The sequence below is a fragment of the Synechococcus sp. N26 genome, assembly GCF_900473975.1.
GTDB lineage: Bacteria > Cyanobacteriota > Cyanobacteriia > PCC-6307 > Cyanobiaceae > Parasynechococcus.
The window spans coordinates 131,590-151,160 of record NZ_UCNM01000002.1 but is presented as its reverse complement, the minus strand read 5'-3'; the positions used below and the strand labels follow the sequence as shown (position 1 = coordinate 151,160).

Sequence of the window (19,571 nt, the reverse complement as noted above, 5' to 3'; positions counted from 1 at the left end):
GTTACAAAGCTTAATCAGAAAAATCAGTTTTTCAGCAGCAGTCGTTCCCCCGGTGTTGGATCGGTCCAGGAGCTGCTGGCCGGCAGCTGGGCTCCAGTGCTGGCTACGGATCCTTTCATTTGCAGGGCCCGACTCAAGGCGCCGCCAAAGCGCACGTCGCCGCCGGAGGTGCTGGCGAGCACTGTGGTGGGTTGGAAGCGTTCCACCAGTTGCGGCACCACGGAGCAGCCTTTAACGAACGCTCCAAGCGCCGGCAGCCCCAGATCCACCATCGGCGTGATCACGGCATCCAGGGCCTGTGGCTCCAGGGCTGGATCGAGAAAACCGTGGGGTTCGAGATAGAGCGACCCGGCAGGATGTTCGAGCAGATAACCGTTTTCCACCATCGGCACCGGTGCACCGGCGCTGGCGCGCACCCGCAGGCCCTGGTGGTTGGTGCTCTCTCCGGGGGAGAGGGCTTTCACGCTGGTGAAGCCCAGGCGTTCCACCACCCGTGCAGCCGCCGCCGATCCAATGACGGGCAGGTCCTTGGGGAGAAGCGCCAAGGTGTCCGGATGGGCGTGGTCTGCAAGCCCCTGGGTGAGCAACAGCAGGTTTAGCTTCTCGGGCACCTTGCGCTCGCAGGGCAGTTCCCCTTTGAGCAGCCACTCCCCGGGGGGGAAGCTCAGGCTGCCGCGCAACCAGGGATCCACCAGAACGCGGAGATCATCGAATTCGAGCAACCAGCCATTGGCTCCGTAGTACGTGGCGGCCAGGGTCATGACGGGCTTTGCTGCCGCTCGCGGCAGTCGCTGCAGAGACCAAAGAATTCAAGCGTGTGAAACAGGAGATCGAAGCCTTTGCGACCGTCTTCGGGCACCTCCAGGTCGTGAATCGGGCAGTGGTCGAGCGCCTGGGTCTTACCGCAATCGACGCAGGTGAGGTGATGGCGATCCCGCTCCAGCGGCGCATAGAGCGCCTCGCCATTGGGCAGGTGGCGGCAGCGCACCAGGCCCCGTTGCTGCAGCTGGCGCAGATTCCGGTACACCGTGGCCAGGCCCATGGCCTGTTCGGGCTCCAGGCTGCGGTGCAGCTGCTGACCGCTCATCTCATCACCACAGGCCTGCAGTTTCGCCAGCAAGACCTTCTGGCGGGCATTGATCTGGGTGGCAGGGCGGCGAGTGGCCATGGTTTCAAAGGGCGACCAACCAGCGGCCACTCAACATCACAGCGTGCGATTCAGCCACCGATCAGCTGCTCGCTCAAGCTCCAGAGCCGCTGCCGTTCGGCAGGTTGGCTCGCTGCTGGCGCCACACGGCAGAGCGCCGGTGCACCCCGCAAGCCGCCGAACTGCTCAGGGCCGTAGTGCTCGCCACCCTGAGCAGTCGCCGCGGTGGCGGCATGCAGTTGCGGCAGGGCACCCATGCCGGCGCTTTGGAACAGGGGATCCATCAGCCGGTAGACGAGGGCCTCGAAGCGGTTGCCGACGCTGGCGATTGCGGTGGGCTGCAGTTCCGTGCGCGCGATGCCGGGATGGGCGGCCAAGGAGCGGATGTGGCTGCCCTGCTCGCGCAGGCGTGCATCCAGCTCAAGGGCAAACATCACGTTGGCGAGTTTGCTTTGGCCATAGGCCCCATAGCGGTCGTAGCTCTTGCTCCAGCTGGGGTCGTCCCAGCGGATCTTGCCGAAGTACTGCGCCCCGGAGGTCACCGTCACCACGCGGGGATCGGGCCGGTTCTGAAGCAGCGGCAGCAGGGCCTGGGTCAGGGCCATGTGCCCCAGGTGATTCACCCCGAACTGCAATTCATGCCCCTGGGCGGTGGTGCGGCGCGGCGGTGCCATCACGCCAGCGTTGTTGATCAGCAGATCAAGGCAGCCGTAGCGCTCCCCGACGGTGGCCGCCGCCTGTTGCACGCTGGTCAGGTCCGCCAGATCCAGGTCCACCAGATCCACCGCTCCCCCATCGCGCTCCTGCAGCAACTCTTGCTTGGCCCTCTCGGCTTTGCGGGGGCTGCGGCACGCCAACACCACGGTGGCCCCGCAGCGCTTCAAGGCGCGCGCGGTTTCCAGGCCCAGGCCGCTGTTGGCTCCAGTGATCAGGGCTATGCGGCCCTGCTGGTTCGGGATGTCAACCGCGGACCAACCCATCGCGTCCTCTGAGCCTGGGCTCAGTCCTCAGGGAAGAGCAGCTCGGCCAGTTCGTCGGCGTCCACGTCGTAGACGCGGGCCAGGCTGGTTTCGATGGCGTTGGTTACCTCGCCCGGTAGGAAGCGCATTGAGTTGAGGGCGTCCTCGGCGATGTCGTCAGTGAGCAGCTTGTCGTTGCTGTCCAGCTTTTCGTCATTGATCACCGCCATCACCCAGCTCTGGTAGGCGTAGACCAGATCGGAGAACTCGAGTTCGGGATCGTTCAGGTCCAGGGCCATGGTGCGAATAGCCAGTCGCCCCAGTCTGACCTTTCGCAGGAGAGGATGAACAGCATGGATTCCGCTGATGCCACTGGCCTGCAGGCCACGCTGTTTGATTTTTCAATCGCTGAGCTGGTGCGGCAGCACCGGGAGAGCTTCCAACCCCTGTGGACGGCGGAAAGTTGGGTGAAGCTGCTGATCTGGTTGTCGCTGAATTGCGGCAGCTCCGGGGATGAAGCCGGCATGGCCCGGTTCGTCGAGGCGCTTGGGCCAAGCCTCACCACCCGGATGCGGCGGGTGTTCTTTGAGCGGGAGCTGGAGGCCCTCGATCTTCAGGTGATGGCCGATCCGGCTGAGCAGCAGGTGCTGGTGCTGCCGATGGGCCCGGGTGTTCCCCTGGATCTTGAGCGCGCTGCCACGGTGATCGAACAGGTGCAGTTGCAGGGCCATGTGGCTGACCCGTCGCGCTGGCAGCAGCTCGATGCTGTGGTGGCGATACCTCGCTTGGAGGCCACGGCATGAACCTGATCGGGCGCTACAGCAATCCCGGTTACGCCTCGGTGGCCGATGCGGTGCATGAGTTCTTCGAGCGCCGGGTGGACTTACAGCGGCCTGGTGTGGCCTTCGGGCCCGAGGGTGAGGGGGAACCGGCGAAACAGAGCACCGACATCAGCCTGGTGGCGATTGATCGCTCGGAACCTGAATCCTTTGCCCTCTCGCAACTGATCCTGCGGGGGGTAACGGCCGGCCTGGAGCGCTATCTGCAGGAGCGGCCGCTGTTCCGGCAGTGCTGCCCGCAGCAGAGCCTGTTTGTGAATCCGATCTTCAACCTCCAGCACTACGCCCCGGGGGAAGGGTTCAAGCGTTGGCACTGCGATTGGACCATCAGCGATGAGGCCACCGAACCGGTGCACCGGGCGCTGGCCTGGATTCTCTATTGCAACGACGTGGATGAGGCTGGCACCGAGTTCCACTGGCAGGACCACCACGAACCGGCGGAGCGGGGCAAGTTGGTGATCTTTCCGGCTGGTCCGTCCCACATTCACCGCGGACGGGTGAATGAGAGCGCCAGCAAGTTGATCGCCACCGGTTGGATCAACGCCGGACGCCAGGAGGACTACCTACGGCGTCTCGCCAGCTGAGTCGTTGGCAGGATCACTGTCTGCTTCGGCCTGGAGCTGATTGGTGGGGCTGCCGATACGGTGGGTTTCCTCCTTGGAGGGGGGCCATTCCATCGGATACACCTGCCGCTGCGGGTTTGATCGGCGATTTCATCAACGAAGTTTTTCTGGCTGGACAGGGTGAGTTGCGGGCGGATGTGGGGATCCACGCCCTTGATGTGATCGATGGCTTCTTCGGTCACCTCCCGCAGCCGTTGGTAGTCCTTGCTGGAGATGGTTTCTGCGTTGTTGATTGTGCGCGCCACCTTCACCACCACCGGTGGCCTCCAGGAGCTGCAGCCTGCGCTGGTCACGGCGAGTGCGATGCCCAGGGCCAGATGCTGGATCCCGATCGCGGCCTTGCTATCGCTTCGATAGGCCGATGCTAGGGACGTTGGCCATGGCGGGCAGGGCTTTGCGAGCATGGCCGGCTGAACCGCTGAGCTTTCCGTGCCCGAACTGGCCAAGACCTACGACCCGGCTGGCACGGAGGCCCGCTGGCAGCAGGCCTGGGAGGACCAGGGAGCGTTCCATCCCGACCCGAAGGCCCCCGGTGAACCGTTCTCGGTGGTGATCCCGCCGCCGAACGTCACCGGCAGCCTGCACATGGGCCATGCCTTCAACACGGCCCTGATCGACACGATCGTGCGCTACCAGCGCCTGGCGGGAAAGAACGTTCTTTGCTTGCCCGGCACCGATCACGCCTCAATCGCGGTGCAAACGATCCTCGAGAAGCAGCTCAAAGAGGAGGGCAAGACCCGCCACGATCTCGGCCGTGAGGCGTTTCTGGAGCGGGCCTGGCAGTGGAAGGCCGAAAGTGGTGGCCGCATCGTGGGCCAGCTGCGGCGGTTGGGGTATTCCGTGGATTGGAAGCGCCAGCGCTTCACCCTGGATGAGGGCCTGAGTGAGGCGGTGAAGGAGGCCTTCGTGCGGCTGCACGAGCAGGGGCTGATTTACCGCGGTGAGTACCTGGTGAACTGGTGCCCCGCCTCCGGTTCGGCGGTGAGCGATCTGGAAGTGGAGATGAAGGAGGTGGACGGCCACCTCTGGCATTTCCGCTATCCGCTCAGCAGCGGCGACGGCCACCTGGAGGTGGCCACCACCCGGCCCGAAACGATGCTGGGCGACACGGCGGTGGCGGTGAACCCCACCGATGAGCGCTACGCCCACCTGGTGGGCCAGACCCTCACCCTGCCGTTCGTGGGACGGGAGATTCCGATCGTGGCCGACGACCACGTGGAGAAGGAGTTCGGCACCGGCTGCGTCAAGGTGACGCCGGCCCACGACCCCAATGATTTCGCCATCGGTCAGCGCCACGGTCTGCCCCAGATCACGGTGATGCGCAAGAACGGCACCATGAACAAGGAGGCCGGCCAGTTCGAGGGGCTGGATCGCTTCGAGGCCCGCAAGGCCGTGGTGGCTGGCCTGGAAGAGCTGGGGCTGCTGGTGAAGGTGGAGGACTACCGCCACAGCGTTCCCTACTCCGATCGCGGCAAGGTGCCGGTGGAGCCGCTGCTCTCCACCCAGTGGTTTGTCAAAACCGAACCCCTGGCGGCTCGCTGTCGTGAGGCCCTCGAGAAGCAGGACCCCCGCTTCATCCCCGAGCGCTGGGAGAAGGTGTATCGCGACTGGCTCACCGACATCCGCGACTGGTGCATCAGCCGCCAGCTCTGGTGGGGCCATCGCATCCCCGCCTGGTTCGTGATCAGCGAGACCAGCGGCAAGTACACCGACACCACGCCCTACGTGGTGGCCCGCAACGAAGCCGAAGCCCTGGAGAAGGCCAAGGCGGAGTACGGCGCGGCAGCGGAGATCGAGCAGGACGAAGACGTGCTCGACACCTGGTTCTCCAGTGGCCTCTGGCCCTTCTCCACCCTGGGTTGGCCCGATGCAGACAGCGCCGACCTGCAGCGCTGGTACCCCACCAGCACCCTGGTGACGGGCTTCGACATCATCTTTTTCTGGGTGGCTCGGATGACGATGATGGCCGGCGCCTTCACCGGTGAGATGCCCTTCCAGGACGTCTACATCCATGGCCTGGTGCGGGATGAGCAGAACCGCAAGATGAGCAAGAGCGCCGGCAACGGCATCGATCCGCTGCTGCTGATCGACCGCTACGGCACCGATGCCCTGCGTTTCGCCCTGGTGCGGGAGGTGGCCGGTGCAGGTCAGGACATCCGCCTGGACTATGACCGCAAGAAAGACACCTCCGCCACGGTGGAGGCCTCGCGCAATTTCGCCAACAAGCTCTGGAACGCCACCCGCTTCGCCCTGATGAACCTGGGCGGCGAAACACCGGCCCAACTCGGTGAACCCGACCCCGCGGCCCTGCAGCTGGCCGATCGCTGGATCCTCTCCCGCCTGGCTCGGGTGAACCGGGAGACGGCCGAGCGCTACAGCAGCTATGGCCTGGGTGAAGCCGCCAAGGGGCTTTACGAGTTCGCCTGGAACGACGTCTGCGATTGGTATCTGGAGCTGAGCAAGCGCCGGCTCAACCCCGGTGAGAACCCCTCGGCCGAGGCCCTTGCCGATCAGCGGGTGGCCAAGCAGGTGCTGGCCAAGGTGATCAGCCAGATGCACCTGATGCTGCATCCGCTGATGCCCCACCTCACCGAGGAGCTCTGGCACAGCGTCACCGGTGAGCCGGAGACCACCTTCCTGGCTCTGCAGCCCTGGCCGGTCCTGGATGAAAGTGCTCTGGATGATGCGTTGGAAGCCTCCTTCGCTGAGCTGATCGGCGCCATTCGTGTGGTGCGCAACCTGCGCGCAGTGGCGGGCCTCAAGCCCTCGCAATCTGTGCCGGTGCGCTTCGTCACAGGCCGCGGCGAGCTGGCGGATGTGCTCACCAAGGGCACGGCCGACATCACGGCGCTGACGCGGGCGGAGTCGGTGGCGGTGATGGCGCCGGCGGAGGCCGATGCGGCTCCGGTGGCCAAGGCCCTGGCGGGGGTGAGTGGAGAGCTGCAGGTGCTGCTGCCGATCGAAGGCCTTGTGGATCTCGATGCGCTGAAAGGGCGCCTGGAGAAAGACATCGCCAAGGCGGAGAAGGAGATCAAGGGCCTGGCGGGCCGGCTGGGCAACCCCAACTTCGCCGACAAGGCCCCGCCGGAGGTGGTGGCGGAATGCCAGGCCAACCTCGATGAGAAGCAGGCCCAGGCCGATCTGGCCCGCAAGCGCCTGGCGGATCTGAGCTGAGTCGGTGATTCAGGTTGAGGGGCTGAGCAAGATTTATCGGGTTGCCGAGAAGCAGCCCGGCTTGGCCGGCACCCTGCGCCATTTCATCCGCCGCCGCACCCGGGACGTCACCGCGGTGCAGGACGTTTCCTTCCGGATTGAACCTGGAGAGATGGTGGGCTTTCTCGGTGCCAACGGCGCCGGCAAAACCACCACCTTGAAGATGCTCTGCGGCTTGATCCACCCCAGCGCCGGCGAGGTGCAGGTGGCGGGGCACCGGCCCCAGCGGCGCCAGGCGGAGTTTCTGCGCCGGATCACCCTGGTGATGGGGCAGAAGCAGCAGCTGCTCTGGGACCTGCCGCCGATGGATTCACTGCGGGTGAATGCGGCGGTCTACGGCATTCCCGATGCTGTAGCCCGGCGGCGGATCAAGGAGCTGGCCGATCTGCTGGAGCTGGGGGAGGAACTCACCCGGCCGGTGCGCAAGCTTTCCCTGGGCCAGCGGATGAAGGCCGAACTGTTGGCGGCGCTGTTGCATGAGCCGGAAGTGTTGTTTCTCGATGAACCGACCCTGGGGCTGGATGTGAATGCCCAGGCCCGGGTGCGGCAGTTCCTGGCCGAGTACAACCGCCGCACGGGGGCAACGGTGCTGCTCACCAGCCACTACATGGCTGACATCACGGCGTTGTGTCCCCGGGTGTTGTTGATCCACCAGGGGCGCTTGTTCCACGACGGCCCTCTGGAAGCGCTGGCTGATCAATTGGCACCGGAGCGGGAGGTGCGGCTCGAGTTGGAGTCGCCCGTTTCGGCCGATGCCTTGACGGGGTTGGGGCGTCTGGAGCAGCTGGAGGGCTGTGATGTGCGGCTGCTGGTTCCCCGCGATCAGCTCACCGCCGTGGTGGCGCAACTGCTGGATCGCTTTCCCGTGCGTGATCTGGATGTGACCGATCCACCGATCGAAGAGCTGATCGGTGGGTTGTTCCGGCAGGGGCGTGTCTGATGCGGATCTTCGGGCTGAACCGGCGGATCATCCGGGTGCTGCTGGGCTCCCAGTACGCCCACATGCTCGAGTACCGCGCCGAGATCGCCCTCTGGGCCCTCTCCGGGGTGCTGCCGTTCATCATGCTCAGCGTCTGGAGCGGCAGCGACGCGCGCTCAGGGCTGGGACTGGATGGTGTGGCCCTGGATCGCTATTTCCTCAGCGCCTTTCTGGTGCGTCAGTTCTCGGTGGTGTGGGTGGTCTATGCCTTCGAGGAAGACGCCCTGCTGGGCCGGCTCTCTCCTTACCTGCTGCAGCCGCTGCATCCGCTCTGGCGTTATGTGGCGGCTCACCTCGGCGAGCAGCTCACCCGTCTGCCCTTCGCGGCCCTGATCGCAGCGGTGTTTTTTGCGGTGCGGCCCCAGGCCTTCTGGTTGCCGTCGTTGGGGGGCTTCCTACTGGCCTGGCTGGCCACCTGGATGGCCTTCGCCATCGCTTTTCTGTTCCAGAGCCTGATTGCGGCCCTCTGCTTCTGGAGTGAGAAGGCCAGTGCCCTGGAGCGGCTCCAGTTCATTCCCTTCCTGTTCCTGTCCGGTCTGCTGGCACCGCTCACGGCCTTTCCGCCGGCGGTGCGGGCCCTAGCCCAGTGGACGCCCTTTCCGTATTTGATCGACTTCCCGGCCCGGGTGCTGGCGGGCCAACCGGTGGATCTGTTGGCGGGCTTCGGGGCGCAACTGGCCTGGATCGCTCTGCTGTTGCCGCTGGTGCTGCTGCTCTGGCGGGCCGGCGTGCGGCGCTACAGCGCCATGGGGGCCTGATGGGACGCTATTGGCGAACCCTGCGTCGCTTCTGGGGCACGGCCGTGGCCGTGCAGCTGGAGTATCAGGCCGACGTGCTGATCGAGCTGCTGGCGGTGGCGATGAGCCTCAGCGGCAGCCTGTTCCTGCTCTCGCTGTTCTATGGCCCCGATCAGACGTTGGGGGGCTGGAGCTGGGCCCAGGCCCTGATGGTGCAGGGGCTTTACACGGTGTTCGATGGCATGGCCACCACGTGGTTGCGCCCGAACCTTGGGGCGATCGTCACCCATGTGCGCGAGGGCACCCTGGATTTCGTGCTGCTCAAACCGATCGACAGCCAGTTCTGGTTGTCGCTGCGCACGCTTTCGCCGGCGGGGCTGCCGGAGATCGGCTTGGGGCTTGGGCTTCTGGCCTGGGGCAGCCATCAGGCCGATGTGGTGTTCAGTCTGTCTTCTCTCTTCACCGTGCTGGTGATGCTGCTGGCCGGTGGCTTGATCCTGTACTCGCTCTGGTTTCTGATCGCCGCCACCAGCATCTGGTTCGTCAAAACCTGGAATGCCACTGAGGTGTTGCGGGCCCTGCTGGCCTCCGGCCGTTATCCCCTCAACGCCTATCCGCCTGCCCTGCGCCTGTTGTTCACCCTGGTGCTGCCGGTGGCCTTCCTCACCACAGTTCCCGCCCAGGTGCTGCTGGGTGAGGCCGCCGCACCGATGCTGCTGGCGGGCTTGGCTCTGGCGGTGCTGTTCTTTGCGGCGGCGCGGGCCTTCTGGCTCTTTGCCCTGCGCTTCTACACCTCAGCATCGAGTTAGTGCAATGCTCCACGCCATGCGTGGGTGATTCCGCTTGATCTCCTTGGTTCAGCACTGGCTGCCGGATGTGTTGGAGCTGCTGCGCTCCCCCGCTGGGGCGCTGCTGTTCATGCCGCTCTATGCCCTCTGGGTGACGCTGCTGCTGCCGGGGGTTTGGGCGTCGATGCTGGCCGGGGTGCTCTACGGCACCTGGCTTGGCAGTGGCTTGGTGTTTGTTGGGGCCTGTCTCGGGGCGGTGGTGGTGTTTCTGCTGGGGCGTTCGGTGCTGCGCGACTGGGCCCGCCGCCGGTTGGAGCAGCTCCCCAAGTTGCAGGCGGTGGAGCGGGCCGTGAGCAAGGAGGGCCTGAAGTTGGTGTTGCTGACGCGCCTCTCGCCCGCCTTTCCCTTCTCGCTGCTCAACCTGGCCTACGGCCTCAGTGAGGTGAGCCTGCGGGATTACAGCATCGGCTTGATCGGCATCCTCCCCGGCACGGTGCTGTTCTGCGGCTTGGGTGCCTTGGCCGGTGATGTGGCCCGGTTCGGTGAGGTGCTGGGGGGTGAGGCCGATGCGGGCACCTGGGCGCTGCGGGTGGTGGGGTTGCTCGCCACCTTGGCCGTGGTCTGGCTGGTGAGCCGAGCGGCTCGGCGGTCACTTCAGGATGTGGAGACGTCGCTCTGATCGGGGTTGGGCAGACGCCAGTCCCGCAGGGCAGCGATCAGGATGAACCAAGCCAGGCGTGCGCGGTTGGCTTGGCCGGTGCTCTGCTGCAGCTCAGCCAACTTGGCCCGTCCGCAGTCGGTCTTGATCCAGCGGTGCAGGGCAGGGGTGGATGGGCTCATGGCTGCAGCAGGGCGGTGAGGTCGGCTTCGCTGAGCACCGCCACCCCAAGGCTCTCGGCTTTGGTCAGTTTGCTGCCAGCGGCTTCGCCCGCCACCAGGTAGTCGGTCTTCTTGCTGACGCTGCCGCTCACTTTGCCGCCGGCCGCTTCGATCAGCGCTTTGGCCTCGCTGCGGCTGAGGTTGGGGAGCGTGCCCGTGAGCACCATGGTCTTGCCCTGCAGCACGCCGTCGGCGTCAGCTCCGGCTTGGCTGGCGGCCCGCTGTTCGGAGGCACTCGCCTCCAGGGAGAGCCCAATGCTGCGCAAGTCCTGCAGCAGTTGTTGGTTGGCGGGGGTGCGCAGCCATTGGCCCAGGCTGTCGCTGATTTCCGGGCCGATGCCATGCAGTTCGGCGATCTGCTCCGGGGCCTCCAGCGCTGCTGCCGCAAGGCTGTCGATGCTGAAGAAAGCGGCTGCGAGCGCTTTGGCGTTGACCTCGCCGATGTGGCGGATGCCTAGGCCATAAAGCTGACGGTGCCAGGGCTGCTGTTTGGAAGCCTCCAGCGCCTCCACCAGGTTGGTGGCCGACTTGTTGCCCATCCGATCCAGGCTGGCGAGCAGGGCCGCATCCATGCGGTAGAGATCCGCTAGCGAGCCCACAAGGCCGCGGTCCACCAGCTGTTCGATCAACTTGCTGCCGAGCCCATCCACATCCAGGGCGCCCTTGCTCACCCAGTGCCGCAGCCCACCCCGCAGGATCGCCGGGCAGCTGCTGTTCACGCAGCGGGTGGCGGCTTCATCGCCCTCCCGCACCAGGTTGGAGCCACATTCGGGGCAGTGCTGCGGCAGTTGCACCGGTGTGGCGTCGCTGGGCCTGAGCTCCGGCAGCACCCGCACCACTTCGGGAATGATCTCCCCGGCTTTGCGCACCACGATGGTGTCGCCCAGGTGCAGATCCAGTTCAGCGATCCGATCGGCGTTGTGGAGGGTGGCGCGGCTGACGCTCGTGCCGGCCAGGGCGACTGCTTCGAATTCAGCCACAGGGGTGATGGCACCGGTGCGGCCCACCTGAGCACCAACGCGGATCAGACGGGTGGGGGCTTCTTCGGCTGGGTATTTGAGGGCGATGGCCCAGCGCGGGGCCTTCTGGGTGAAGCCGGCTTCGTCCTGCAGCTGAAGGTCGTCCAGCTTCACCACCACGCCGTCGGTGGCATAGGCGAGGTCATGACGCCCCTGCTCCCAGTGGTCGCAGAAGCGCTGGATGGCGGCCAGGTCTTCGCAGCGCTCCCGGTTCGGGTTCACGCGGAAACCGGCCCTGTTCAGCCACTCCAGAGCCGCCCATTGGCCGGGGGGTTGGGCGTCACCCGGCAGGTGCAGGGTGTAGGCGAAAAAGTCGAGCCGGCGGGCGGCCACCACCTTCGGATCCAGTTGGCGCAGGGTTCCGGCGCAGGCGTTGCGGGGATTGGCGAACAGCGCTTCACCCCGTTGCTCCCGTTCGGCATTGATCGCCGCGAAGGTGGCATCAGGGATGAAGGCTTCTCCTCGCACTTCCACCCATTCCGGTGGGTTCTCGATCTGCAGCCGCAGCGGAATGGAACTGATCGTGCGCACGTTGGCGGTGATCTCTTCACCGCGGCTGCCATCGCCCCGGGTGGCGGCCCGCTCCAGCACCCCATTGCGGTAGCTCAGGGCTAGGGCGTTGCCGTCAATTTTCAGTTCCCCCACCAGGGGCAGGCGGGTGTCTTTGGGACGGTCCAGCACCTTGAGCAGCCGCTCGTGCCAGGCCTGCAGGTCGTCGCGGTTGAAGGCGTTGTCGAGGCTGAGCATGCCCACGCGGTGCTCAACGCTGGTGAACCCCTCCGCCGGAGCTCCGCCCACCCGCTGGGTGGGGCTGTCGGACCGTTGCAGGTCCGGATGGTTCTGTTCCAGCTCGAGCAACTCGCGATAGAGGCGGTCGTAGACCGCGTCCTCCATCACCGGAACATCAAGAACGTAATAGGCGTGGCCGGCACGGTTGAGCAGCTGCCGCAGTTCCGCGGCCCGCTCGTGCGGATCAGCCATTGACCTGGTTGATGCGGGCAATGCGCCAGTTGTCGTCCACCTTGGTGAAAGTGAAGTCGAGGGGGAGCTCTTCGTCGCCTTCGGACTTCAGCTTCACGGTGAGGATCAAGTTGCCTTCCTGCACGCGGGGGCGGCCGGACTTGAGATTGCGGAACTTGTTCAGCTTCAGGCCCGCCAGGAAGCGGATGAACTGCTGGCGGCTCACGTGCTGGCGGTAGGCCTTGGTGGTGAGTAGGTAGGCGGCATCGATGCGGCCGGCAGCCACCTGGGTGAAGAACTGCTTGATCAGCGGATTGATGCCGCGGGCGTCGAGCACCAGCTTCACGGCGTTGTAGATCCAGTACCCCAGCAGGGTGAGACCCCCGGCCAGCAGAGCTTTGCTGCCGATCTCCCGCACCAGTCCCAGTTCCATCACCAGCTGTCAAAGCAGGGCCGAGTCTGACTGACCACGGCAGGATGGCGCTGATTCGGATCTCCTCCCCCCCCGTTCTGTGCCTTTGCAGCCCCTGCTGCCGCTGTTTCACCGCCTTAACCGGGAGCATTTCGGCGGTGCTTTGGTGGATGGGGGCCAGCCGCTGACGGCGGTGCGCTGGAGCGATGGCCGGATGAGCCGCACGGCGGGGTTCTACCGCCGTGGCCCCGGTGTGGGTGAGGGCCGCGGCAGCGAGATCGTGCTGTCGCGGCCGGTGCTTGAGCCCTTGCCGCAGATCGCCACGGAAAGCACGCTCTGCCACGAGATGATCCACGCCTGGGTGGATCTGGTGCAGCGTCGCCGCGAAAGCCATGGGCCGTTGTTCCGGGCCCGGATGGCCGCCATCAATGCCGCCCAGAGCCGGTTTCAGGTGAGCATTCGCCACAGCTATCCCGTGCCGCCCCGGCCGCCCCGTTGGCTGGCGGTCTGTCCCCGTTGCGGCCGCCGCACCCCCTGCCGAAGGCGCACACGCAATGCTGCGTGCCGGGCCTGTTGCGTTGAGCATTTCCAGGGCCGCTGGGATGCCAGCTGCGTGCTCAGTTATGTGGAGGCGGAGGGCTAGATGGAGGTGTTCTGGCTCACCCTGGAGTGCGGCGGTGTGGTGATTGTGTTGCTGGGATTGCGGCGGGAACAGTGGTTGCGCCGCCGCCGTCGGTAACGTCAGGGGATGGAGGAGCGTTTCGATCGGTTGGACCGGTTCCGTGATCAGCGGGATCGCCGTCTCGACCAGTTCTTGGAAACCGGCCGTCAGCTCGTGGATGGGGTGTCCGGTCGGCGACCAGGACAACGGCCTGGAGGGCGGCGCTCCGGTTTGGATCTCGATTCGGTGGGCCGCTGGGTCGGCGAAAAGGTCGAGTGGCTGCTGGAAGAGGACGATGACTGGCAGGAGCCTTGGCAAGAGGCTGGCCGTGGTCGGCCAGAGCCTGCACGTTCGATGCGTTCCGCCCGTCGCCCCCTTGAGGCGATCTCCCGCCGGAGCCGCCGCGGAGCAGCAGCGCAGGCTCCAGCGCCCCCATCAACGTCACTCGTGGCTCAGGAGTTCAACGCAGCAGACCAGGGCGAGTGGCCGGAGGACGACAGCTTCCGGGTGCAGCGCTGGTCGCGCTCTGCCCAGCCGGCAGCCCGTCCAGAGCCCGAAGCCGCGCCCAATCCCGCCGGCTCCCGCCGGGCCTTGCCGCGCTCCAGCCGCCGCCGGATCGACTAACGGCTGGCGTGCAGTGAGCGTGGGCTGACCCGGTAGCGGCAGCCCCGTGCAGCGAGCTGATGGTTCACATCCTCGAGCAGCTCTCCAGGCATCTCTTCCGCCATCTGGTCGGCTGTGGCGGTGATCGATGGGGATCCCACCTGCAGCGCTTCCAGCAGTTGGGTCCACTGCTCCACTTGCAGGCTGCGGCTCATCGGCTCATAGCCCTTCTGTTCCAGCAGCTGACTGCAGACCGTGCGGTTCCAGAGCACCGTGCGTCCCTGGCCATGGGGGCCGGTCTGCATGGCGGCGTTGGCGTCAAGGGCGCTTTGGGTGGGGCGGCCCCGCCTGTCACGCCAGCCTTGATGTTCGAGGGTCTTGCCGCAGTGAATCGCCGAAATGCCGTAGATCCGACCGAGGTCGGTGAGGCTGAGCCAGGAGGTGGTGGCAGCCATGACACTGTGCACCGAATTGGCCACATCTTCCTGTGAGCACAACTAATGGCAAGTTGTCAAGAGCAAATCCCAACAAACCCGTAGGTTTGTTCATGAATTTTGTTGAAACTCCTGGCGCAGTGTGGGACCGAGCCAGGTTTCGAGTTGCGGGCTGAACACTTCGCGAATCACGGTGAGGGCTTTGCCCTGGCGGAAGAAGCGGTAATGGCGGCTCCAGTAGGGGCCGCGATGGCCAAAGGTCTGGTCGAGCCAGTCACCCTCCACCAGCGCTAAGCCATCCACCTCACGGAACAGCTCGGAACGCCCTTCGGTGAGGCTTTTCCAGATCGGCTGGTTGCGGTCCCGCAGGTGCCAATCCGCTTCGGCCTGGTTCCACCAGCTCTCAGCCCAGGCCAGCGGGGTGCCGCCGCAGGTGAGCCACACCTGGCGGCGCAGCAGTGGTGCCTTCAATTCCCTCACCTCTTCCGGTGCCCCGGGGTTGTCGGTCTGGTCGGCCTCCATGGCGATCAGATCCACGGCAACGGGTGAACCGGTGAGCAGGCGCAGGTGGCGGGTGGGGCTGCCATCGCCCAGCAGCATCAGCCGCCAGGGGCCGGGCAGTTGACGCGGACCCTCCGCTGAGAGCACGGCGTCGGTGGGTGCTTGCCAGAGCTGGTGCGGTGATGGATGAAGACGGGGAGTGGGGTTCAGAACAGTCCTCCCACCGAGAGGGTTTGGCGTTGGCCGTTGCGGCTGATCACGGCATCGCTGTCGGTGACCTCGCTGAGCACCCAGCCACTTCTGCCGATCGCTTCACCGATGCCGGCGGACACCGATCTCTGCCCCAGTTGAAATATGGCGGAACTGCTGCCACCAGGGCCCTTCACCACACCGGTGAGTTGCGGGATTGGCCCCATCGGTGCCAACGCCTGATCGCTGCCCAGCGGCTCAACCGTCAAGGGTTGTTGGATCGGTGGCTGTTGGATCGGCAAGGTCAGCGGTTCGAGGCTTTGGATGGCAAGGGAGGCCTCCTCGGGCGTTGCCGTCTCTTCGGTGCGGCTTTCTTGGGCTGCCACTTGCTCGCGCAGCTGCTCGATCAGGGCGGCGTTTTGCTTCCGTTCCAGCTCCAGGCGGGAGCGTTGCAGGCTGCTCACCAGCCAGGCGCTGCAGATCACCCCGGCAACGGCGATGCCACTGATCAGCGGCAGCAGCCAGGTGGAGGGGGAGCGGCGTTCGCTGGATTCGCTTGGTTTGGTTGTGGGTTCGTGCACATCCACATCCACCGGCACCAGGTGCGGCTGGCTTGGGGCGGTGACCGTCTCGCGGTCGAACACGTTGTCCATCACCTGCTCAGCCCGCAGGTTCCAGTAGGCACGTGAGGTGGGAACCCGGGCTGGCACTGCAGAGGTTTCAGGAGTCCAACGCTATCGAGCTTCTGCGGTGGGGGCGAGGGGTTGGCGTTCCCTTTGCTGCAGTTCCAGCCACATCAGCAGGGCGGTGATGTCGGCTTTGCTGACGCCGGGGATGCGGCTGGCCTGCCCCAGGGTGCTGGGTTGAATCGCCGTGAGCTTTTCGCGTGCTTCATTCGAGAGGGTGCCGATGCCGGCGTAGTTGAGATCGGCCGGAAGCTTGCGCTGGCTCTGGCGTTTCACCTGATCGATCTGCTGCTGCTGGCGTTGCAGGTAGCCGCTGTATTTGATGTCGATCTCAGCCCCCTCGCGCACGGGCAGGGGTAGATCGGCATCGGCCAGGCCATGGCGCACCAGATCGGCGGCGTGCATGCCGGGGCGGCGCAGCAGGTCGGCCAGGGTGATCGAGCCTTTGATCGCTGCACCGGTTTCCTCTTCCACCGCCGGCGCTACTGGATCGCTCACCTTGAGCCGCACGCTTTCCAGCCGCTGCTTTTCGCTCTCCATCGCCTGGAGTTTGTCTTCGAACAGCTGCCAGCGCCGGTCGTCGATCAGGCCGAGCTCACGGCCCAATGGTGTGAGACGGCGGTCGGCGTTGTCACCCCGCAGGATCAGGCGGTATTCGCTGCGGCTGGTGAGCACCCGGTAGGGCTCGCGCAGGTCTTTGCTCACCAGATCGTCGATCATCGTGCCGATGTAGCTGCCCTCACGGGGGAAGTGCACCGGCTCCTGGCCGCCGATCAGCCGGGCGGCGTTGACGCCGGCCACCAGGCCTTGGGCGGCGGCTTCCTCATAGCCCGTGGTGCCATTGAGCTGGCCGGCACTGAACAGGCCGCGCACCCGCTTGGTTTCCAGGGAGGGTTTGAGCTGGGTGGCGGGCAGATAGTCGTAATCCACCGAGTAAGCCGGCCGCAGCATCACGGCCTGCTCCAGCCCCGGCAGGCTGCGCAGCAGTTGCAGCTGGATCGGTTCCGGCAGGCCGGTGGAAAAGCCCTGCACATAGATCTCCGGGGTGTCGCGCCCCTCCGGCTCGAGGAAGATCTGGTGGCTGTCCTTGTCCGCAAAGCGAACGATCTTGTCTTCGATGGAGGGGCAATAGCGCGGGCCCTTGCTGTCGATCACACCGCCGTAGATGGCGGTGAGGTGCAGGTTGTCGCGGATCAGCTGATGGGTTTCGGCGGTGGTGCGGGTGATGTGGCAGCTCATCTGCTCACCGCTCACCCAGGCGGCCGGGTCAAAGGAGAAGAAGCGATCGGCCGCATCGCTCGGCTGCTCCTCCAGTTGATCGAGGGCGATGCTGCGCCGGTCCACCCGGGCGGGGGTGCCGGTTTTGAGCCGGTCGGTCTGGAAGCCGAGCTGCTGCAGTGCTTCGGTGAGCCCTTCGGCGGCCTGCTCTCCGGCGCGGCCGGCGGCCATCGATTGATGCCCAACCCAGATGCGGCCCCCGAGGAAGGTGCCGGCGGTGAGGATCACCGCGTCAGCGCCGTAGACGCTGCCGAAATAGGTGCAGATGCCGCTGATGCGTTGCTGGTCGCCTTCACCGCTGGTTTCCAGGCCGGTCACCATCGCTTCGCGCAGGGCGAGGTTGGGGGTGTGCTGCAGCAGCTGCAGCATCTGGCGTGAATAGAGGCGCTTGTCGGTTTGAGCGCGCAGGGCCCACACCGCCGGGCCGCGGCTGGCGTTGAGGATGCGCTTCTGGATGGCGGTGGCATCGGCCAGGCGCCCGATTACTCCGCCAAGGGCATCCACTTCATGGACGAGCTGGCTTTTGGCGGGGCCGCCGACGGCCGGGTTGCAGGGCTGCCAAGCGATGCGATCGAGATTGAGGCTGAACAGAGCGGTGTTCAGGCCCAGCCGGGCAGCGGTGATCGCTGCTTCACAGCCGGCATGGCCGCCGCCGACCACGATCACGTCGAAGGATTCGGTGGGGGCGGCGCTGAAGCTCATGCCTCCATTATCTGAGTTGGCTCAGGCCGCCAGGTTGCGGAAGCGGGTGAACTGCGGCTCGAACAGCAGCTTCACCGTGCCCACCGGACCGTTGCGGTGCTTGGTCACGATCACTTCGGTGATGCCGCGGTCGGGGGTTTCCGGGTTGTAGTACTCGTCGCGGTAGATCATCAGCACCAGATCGGCGTCCTGCTCGATTGAGCCCGATTCCCGCAGGTCGCTCAGCATCGGTCGCTTGTTGGTGCGTGCCTCCACACCCCGGCTCAGTTGGGAGAGGGCAATCACCGGCACGTTCAGTTCCCGGGCCATCTGCTTCAGGCCCCGGGTGATGCGCGAGAGCTCCTGCACCCGGTTGTCCGAGCCCGAGCCTTCCATCAGCTGCAGATAGTCGATCATCACCAGCCCCAGCTCCTTGCCCTGTTCGGCCATCAGCCGCCGGCAGAGCGAGCGCATCTCCAGCACGCCGGAGTTGGGTTTGTCATCGATAAAGATCGGCAGTTGCCCCAGGCTGTTGATGCCCTGGCCCAGCAGCGGCCATTCCTCCTGCTGCAGGCGGCCGGTGCGCAGCCGGCCCGCTTCGATGCCCACCTCCATCGAGAGCAGGCGGTAGGTGAGTTGCTCCTTGCTCATCTCCAGGGAGAACAGGCACACCGGCAGGTCGTGCAGCTGGGCCACGTTCTTGGCCAGGTTCAGCACGATCGAGGTTTTGCCCATGGCCGGCCGGCCCGCCACGATGATCAGGTCACTGCGCTGCAGGCCCTGGGTCATCGCATCCAGGTCGTAGAAGTTCACCGGGATGCCGGCCACCGACGTGCCCAGCGAGCGGCTTTCGATCTCCTCAAAGGTCTGGGTGAGGATTTCGGCGGTGGGGGTGAGCCCCTTGGAGGGTTTCTCCTGGCTGATGGCGAAGATCTTTTGTTCTGCCTGGTCCAGCACCTGCTCCATCGGCAGGCTCTGATCAAAGCCCAGCTGGATCACTTCGTTGCCGGAGCGGATCAGCTGGCGGCGCAGGAACTTGTCCATCACCAGCCGGGCCACCTGCTCGATCGAGGCGGTGGACGGCACCCGCTCCACCAGCTCCACCAGTCGGTTGTTGCCGCCTACCTTCTCGAGGGCGCCGGTGTCGGCCAGCCAGGCGCTCATGGCGGTGAGATCCGTCGGCTTGCCCTGGCCGTGCAGCATCAGGGCGGTGCGGAAGATCTCTCGGTGGGCGTTCAGATAAAACGCTTCCGGCTGCAGCACATCGGCCACACGCCCGATTGCATCGGGATCCAGCAGGATGCCGCCCAGCACCGCTTCCTCCGCCTCCAGGTTCTGGGGCGGAAGCGAATCGGGCAGAGCCTCGAAATTGGGCTCATCGTCGCGGCCTTTGCCAAAACCACGGCGTCCCCCATCGTTGTTCTCTGGCAGGGGGACGCTCACCATGGCGGCAGGGCGTGAAGCGAAGGGATCACACTCTGGCTCGAATGAGCCGTTTGAGTGTCAATTGACAGCGATCAGTAGCCGACCACTTCCAGGTTGATCTCAGCGGTGACTTCGCTGTGCAGCTTCACCGTCACGGTGTACTTGCCGGTGCGGTGGATCTCAGGCACCACGATGTCGCGGCGGTCGATCTCCTTCTTGGTGGCGGTTTCGATGGCTTCTGCCACGTCACCGTTGGTGACGGTGCCGAACAGCACGTTGTCTTCACCGGTCTGCTTCTTCACGGTGAAGCGACCAATGGTGGAGAGGGCGGTCTTGAAGTCGAGAGCTTCCTGCTTCAGAGCGGCCTGACGCTCAGCTTCCTTGGCACGGCGGTGCTCCACCTGCTTCATCACAGCAGGGGTGAGGGGCACAGCTTTGCCGAAGGGCAGCAGGAAGTTGCGGGCATAACCCGGAGCCACTTCCACCAGGTCTCCGTCCTTGCCGAGGCTGAGGACGTCCTCATTCAGAACGACTTGTACACGCTTAGGCATGGGACCG

The 19,571-nt window shown here is 65.5% G+C and carries 23 protein-coding genes; 9 read left to right on the top strand and 14 right to left on the bottom strand.

Annotation, left to right across the window (positions count from 1 at the left end; all coding sequences use genetic code 11):
* Positions 1-23: 23 nt before the first annotated feature.
* From DXY33_RS00815 to DXY33_RS00800, 4 genes are read right to left on the bottom strand one after another with little or no spacing between them, the layout of a single operon-like run.
* Positions 24-761 (bottom strand): MBL fold metallo-hydrolase, encoded by a 738-nt coding sequence (locus DXY33_RS00815; RefSeq protein WP_115131342.1) that lies wholly within the window; start codon positions 759-761, stop codon positions 24-26.
* Positions 758-1,168, bottom strand: coding sequence for a transcriptional repressor (locus tag DXY33_RS00810; protein ID WP_115131341.1), 411 nt, complete (start codon positions 1,166-1,168; stop codon positions 758-760). The genes DXY33_RS00815 and DXY33_RS00810 overlap by 4 nt, the downstream gene beginning before the upstream one ends.
* A gap of 50 nt (positions 1,169-1,218) precedes the next feature.
* Positions 1,219-2,127: an oxidoreductase gene (locus DXY33_RS00805; RefSeq protein ID WP_115131340.1), complete on the bottom strand. Its 909-nt coding sequence runs from the start codon at positions 2,125-2,127 to the stop codon at positions 1,219-1,221.
* Between the two features lie 20 nt (positions 2,128-2,147).
* Positions 2,148-2,405: a hypothetical protein gene (locus DXY33_RS00800; RefSeq protein ID WP_115131339.1), complete on the bottom strand. Its 258-nt coding sequence runs from the start codon at positions 2,403-2,405 to the stop codon at positions 2,148-2,150.
* 54 nt (positions 2,406-2,459) lie between these two features.
* On the opposite strand from DXY33_RS00800, the gene DXY33_RS00795 reads away from it, so the two are divergent.
* Positions 2,460-2,909: a protein phosphatase gene (locus tag DXY33_RS00795; RefSeq protein WP_115131640.1), complete on the top strand. Its 450-nt coding sequence runs from the start codon at positions 2,460-2,462 to the stop codon at positions 2,907-2,909.
* Positions 2,906-3,529, top strand: coding sequence for a 2OG-Fe(II) oxygenase (locus DXY33_RS00790; RefSeq protein ID WP_115131338.1), 624 nt, complete (start codon positions 2,906-2,908; stop codon positions 3,527-3,529). Before DXY33_RS00795 ends, DXY33_RS00790 begins: the two co-directional genes overlap by 4 nt.
* On the opposite strand, the gene DXY33_RS12625 is transcribed toward DXY33_RS00790, so the two are convergent.
* Positions 3,505-3,972 (bottom strand): hypothetical protein, encoded by a 468-nt coding sequence (locus DXY33_RS12625; RefSeq protein ID WP_244275795.1) that lies wholly within the window; start codon positions 3,970-3,972, stop codon positions 3,505-3,507. The genes DXY33_RS00790 and DXY33_RS12625 overlap by 25 nt on opposite strands.
* A gap of 25 nt (positions 3,973-3,997) precedes the next feature.
* Here DXY33_RS12625 and DXY33_RS00775 point away from each other — a divergent pair, with 25 nt between their 5' ends.
* From DXY33_RS00775 to DXY33_RS00755, 5 genes are read left to right on the top strand one after another with little or no spacing between them, the layout of a single operon-like run.
* Positions 3,998-6,742, top strand: coding sequence for a valine--tRNA ligase (locus DXY33_RS00775; protein WP_115131337.1), 2,745 nt, complete (start codon positions 3,998-4,000; stop codon positions 6,740-6,742).
* Between the two features lie 4 nt (positions 6,743-6,746).
* On the top strand, positions 6,747-7,721 hold the full coding sequence (locus tag DXY33_RS00770) for an ATP-binding cassette domain-containing protein (RefSeq protein ID WP_115131336.1): 975 nt from the start codon (positions 6,747-6,749) through the stop codon (positions 7,719-7,721).
* Positions 7,721-8,518 carry an ABC-2 family transporter protein gene (locus tag DXY33_RS00765; RefSeq protein ID WP_115131335.1) on the top strand — a complete coding sequence of 266 codons (798 nt, stop codon included), beginning with the start codon at positions 7,721-7,723 and terminating at the stop codon, positions 8,516-8,518. Before DXY33_RS00770 ends, DXY33_RS00765 begins: the two co-directional genes overlap by 1 nt.
* Positions 8,518-9,306, top strand: coding sequence for an ABC transporter permease (locus tag DXY33_RS00760; protein WP_115131334.1), 789 nt, complete (start codon positions 8,518-8,520; stop codon positions 9,304-9,306). The genes DXY33_RS00765 and DXY33_RS00760 overlap by 1 nt, the downstream gene beginning before the upstream one ends.
* 34 nt (positions 9,307-9,340) lie before the next feature.
* Positions 9,341-9,964: a TVP38/TMEM64 family protein gene (locus tag DXY33_RS00755; RefSeq protein ID WP_115131333.1), complete on the top strand. Its 624-nt coding sequence runs from the start codon at positions 9,341-9,343 to the stop codon at positions 9,962-9,964.
* On the opposite strand, the gene DXY33_RS00750 is transcribed toward DXY33_RS00755, so the two are convergent.
* Genes DXY33_RS00750 through DXY33_RS00740 form a run of 3 tightly spaced genes read right to left on the bottom strand, consistent with a single transcriptional unit; the run spans position 9,940 to position 12,576 of the window.
* Entirely contained in the window at positions 9,940-10,125 is a 186-nt protein-coding gene (locus tag DXY33_RS00750; RefSeq protein ID WP_115131332.1) for a hypothetical protein, read from the bottom strand. The genes DXY33_RS00755 and DXY33_RS00750 overlap by 25 nt on opposite strands.
* Positions 10,122-12,164: an NAD-dependent DNA ligase LigA gene (gene ligA, locus DXY33_RS00745; RefSeq protein ID WP_115131331.1), complete on the bottom strand. Its 2,043-nt coding sequence runs from the start codon at positions 12,162-12,164 to the stop codon at positions 10,122-10,124. Before ligA ends, DXY33_RS00750 begins: the two co-directional genes overlap by 4 nt.
* Positions 12,157-12,576, bottom strand: a complete 420-nt coding sequence (locus DXY33_RS00740; protein ID WP_114987734.1) for a hypothetical protein — start codon at positions 12,574-12,576, stop codon at positions 12,157-12,159. Before DXY33_RS00740 ends, ligA begins: the two co-directional genes overlap by 8 nt.
* Before the next feature lie 79 nt (positions 12,577-12,655).
* Here DXY33_RS00740 and DXY33_RS00735 point away from each other — a divergent pair, with 79 nt between their 5' ends.
* A complete protein-coding gene (locus tag DXY33_RS00735; protein ID WP_114987733.1) occupies positions 12,656-13,198 on the top strand; it encodes a SprT family zinc-dependent metalloprotease in 543 nt (180 codons plus the stop codon).
* Positions 13,199-13,303: 105 nt separating this feature from the next.
* On the top strand, positions 13,304-13,840 hold the full coding sequence (locus DXY33_RS00730) for a hypothetical protein (protein WP_115131330.1): 537 nt from the start codon (positions 13,304-13,306) through the stop codon (positions 13,838-13,840).
* Here DXY33_RS00730 and DXY33_RS00725 read toward each other — a convergent pair.
* The 6 genes from DXY33_RS00725 to rplI all read right to left on the bottom strand — a co-directional run bounded on the left by DXY33_RS00725 (position 13,837) and on the right by rplI (position 19,564).
* Positions 13,837-14,274 carry a hypothetical protein gene (locus tag DXY33_RS00725; RefSeq protein ID WP_115131639.1) on the bottom strand — a complete coding sequence of 146 codons (438 nt, stop codon included), beginning with the start codon at positions 14,272-14,274 and terminating at the stop codon, positions 13,837-13,839. The two genes, DXY33_RS00730 and DXY33_RS00725, sit on opposite strands and share 4 nt — an antisense overlap.
* A 90-nt stretch (positions 14,275-14,364) precedes the next feature.
* Positions 14,365-14,964: a chorismate lyase gene (locus tag DXY33_RS00720; RefSeq protein ID WP_170950910.1), complete on the bottom strand. Its 600-nt coding sequence runs from the start codon at positions 14,962-14,964 to the stop codon at positions 14,365-14,367.
* Positions 14,961-15,653 carry a pilus assembly protein PilZ gene (locus DXY33_RS00715; protein ID WP_244275793.1) on the bottom strand — a complete coding sequence of 231 codons (693 nt, stop codon included), beginning with the start codon at positions 15,651-15,653 and terminating at the stop codon, positions 14,961-14,963. Before DXY33_RS00715 ends, DXY33_RS00720 begins: the two co-directional genes overlap by 4 nt.
* Positions 15,654-15,677: 24 nt before the next feature.
* The gene (gene mnmG, locus DXY33_RS00710) at positions 15,678-17,609 is read right to left on the bottom strand and encodes a tRNA uridine-5-carboxymethylaminomethyl(34) synthesis enzyme MnmG (RefSeq protein ID WP_115131328.1); all 1,932 of its coding nucleotides are present in this window, start codon (positions 17,607-17,609) and stop codon (positions 15,678-15,680) included.
* Positions 17,610-17,630: 21 nt separating this feature from the next.
* Entirely contained in the window at positions 17,631-19,034 is a 1,404-nt protein-coding gene (gene dnaB / locus DXY33_RS00705; RefSeq protein ID WP_115081281.1) for a replicative DNA helicase, read from the bottom strand.
* Positions 19,035-19,105: 71 nt separating this feature from the next.
* A complete protein-coding gene (rplI, locus tag DXY33_RS00700; RefSeq protein ID WP_115131327.1) occupies positions 19,106-19,564 on the bottom strand; it encodes a 50S ribosomal protein L9 in 459 nt (152 codons plus the stop codon).
* Positions 19,565-19,571 lie beyond the last annotated feature (7 nt).

Bases quoted from the DNA above. Each gene is read 5' to 3' on its own strand.
- DXY33_RS00815 (WP_115131342.1), bottom strand. From the start codon at position 761: ATGACCCTGGCCGCCACGTACTACGGAGCCAATGGCTGGTTGCTCGAA.
- DXY33_RS00810 (WP_115131341.1), bottom strand. From the start codon at position 1,168: ATGGCCACTCGCCGCCCTGCCACCCAGATCAATGCCCGCCAGAAGGTC.
- DXY33_RS00805 (WP_115131340.1), bottom strand. From the start codon at position 2,127: ATGGGTTGGTCCGCGGTTGACATCCCGAACCAGCAGGGCCGCATAGCC.
- DXY33_RS00800 (WP_115131339.1), bottom strand. From the start codon at position 2,405: ATGGCCCTGGACCTGAACGATCCCGAACTCGAGTTCTCCGATCTGGTC.
- DXY33_RS00795 (WP_115131640.1), top strand. From the start codon at position 2,460: ATGGATTCCGCTGATGCCACTGGCCTGCAGGCCACGCTGTTTGATTTT.
- DXY33_RS00790 (WP_115131338.1), top strand. From the start codon at position 2,906: ATGAACCTGATCGGGCGCTACAGCAATCCCGGTTACGCCTCGGTGGCC.
- DXY33_RS12625 (WP_244275795.1), bottom strand. From the start codon at position 3,972: ATGCTCGCAAAGCCCTGCCCGCCATGGCCAACGTCCCTAGCATCGGCC.
- DXY33_RS00765 (WP_115131335.1), top strand. From the start codon at position 7,721: ATGCGGATCTTCGGGCTGAACCGGCGGATCATCCGGGTGCTGCTGGGC.
- DXY33_RS00760 (WP_115131334.1), top strand. From the start codon at position 8,518: ATGGGACGCTATTGGCGAACCCTGCGTCGCTTCTGGGGCACGGCCGTG.
- DXY33_RS00750 (WP_115131332.1), bottom strand. From the start codon at position 10,125: ATGAGCCCATCCACCCCTGCCCTGCACCGCTGGATCAAGACCGACTGC.
- ligA (WP_115131331.1), bottom strand. From the start codon at position 12,164: ATGGCTGATCCGCACGAGCGGGCCGCGGAACTGCGGCAGCTGCTCAAC.
- DXY33_RS00740 (WP_114987734.1), bottom strand. From the start codon at position 12,576: ATGGAACTGGGACTGGTGCGGGAGATCGGCAGCAAAGCTCTGCTGGCC.
- DXY33_RS00730 (WP_115131330.1), top strand. From the start codon at position 13,304: ATGGAGGAGCGTTTCGATCGGTTGGACCGGTTCCGTGATCAGCGGGAT.
- DXY33_RS00725 (WP_115131639.1), bottom strand. From the start codon at position 14,274: ATGGCTGCCACCACCTCCTGGCTCAGCCTCACCGACCTCGGTCGGATC.
- mnmG (WP_115131328.1), bottom strand. From the start codon at position 17,609: ATGAGCTTCAGCGCCGCCCCCACCGAATCCTTCGACGTGATCGTGGTC.
- dnaB (WP_115081281.1), bottom strand. From the start codon at position 19,034: ATGGTGAGCGTCCCCCTGCCAGAGAACAACGATGGGGGACGCCGTGGT.
- rplI (WP_115131327.1), bottom strand. From the start codon at position 19,564: ATGCCTAAGCGTGTACAAGTCGTTCTGAATGAGGACGTCCTCAGCCTC.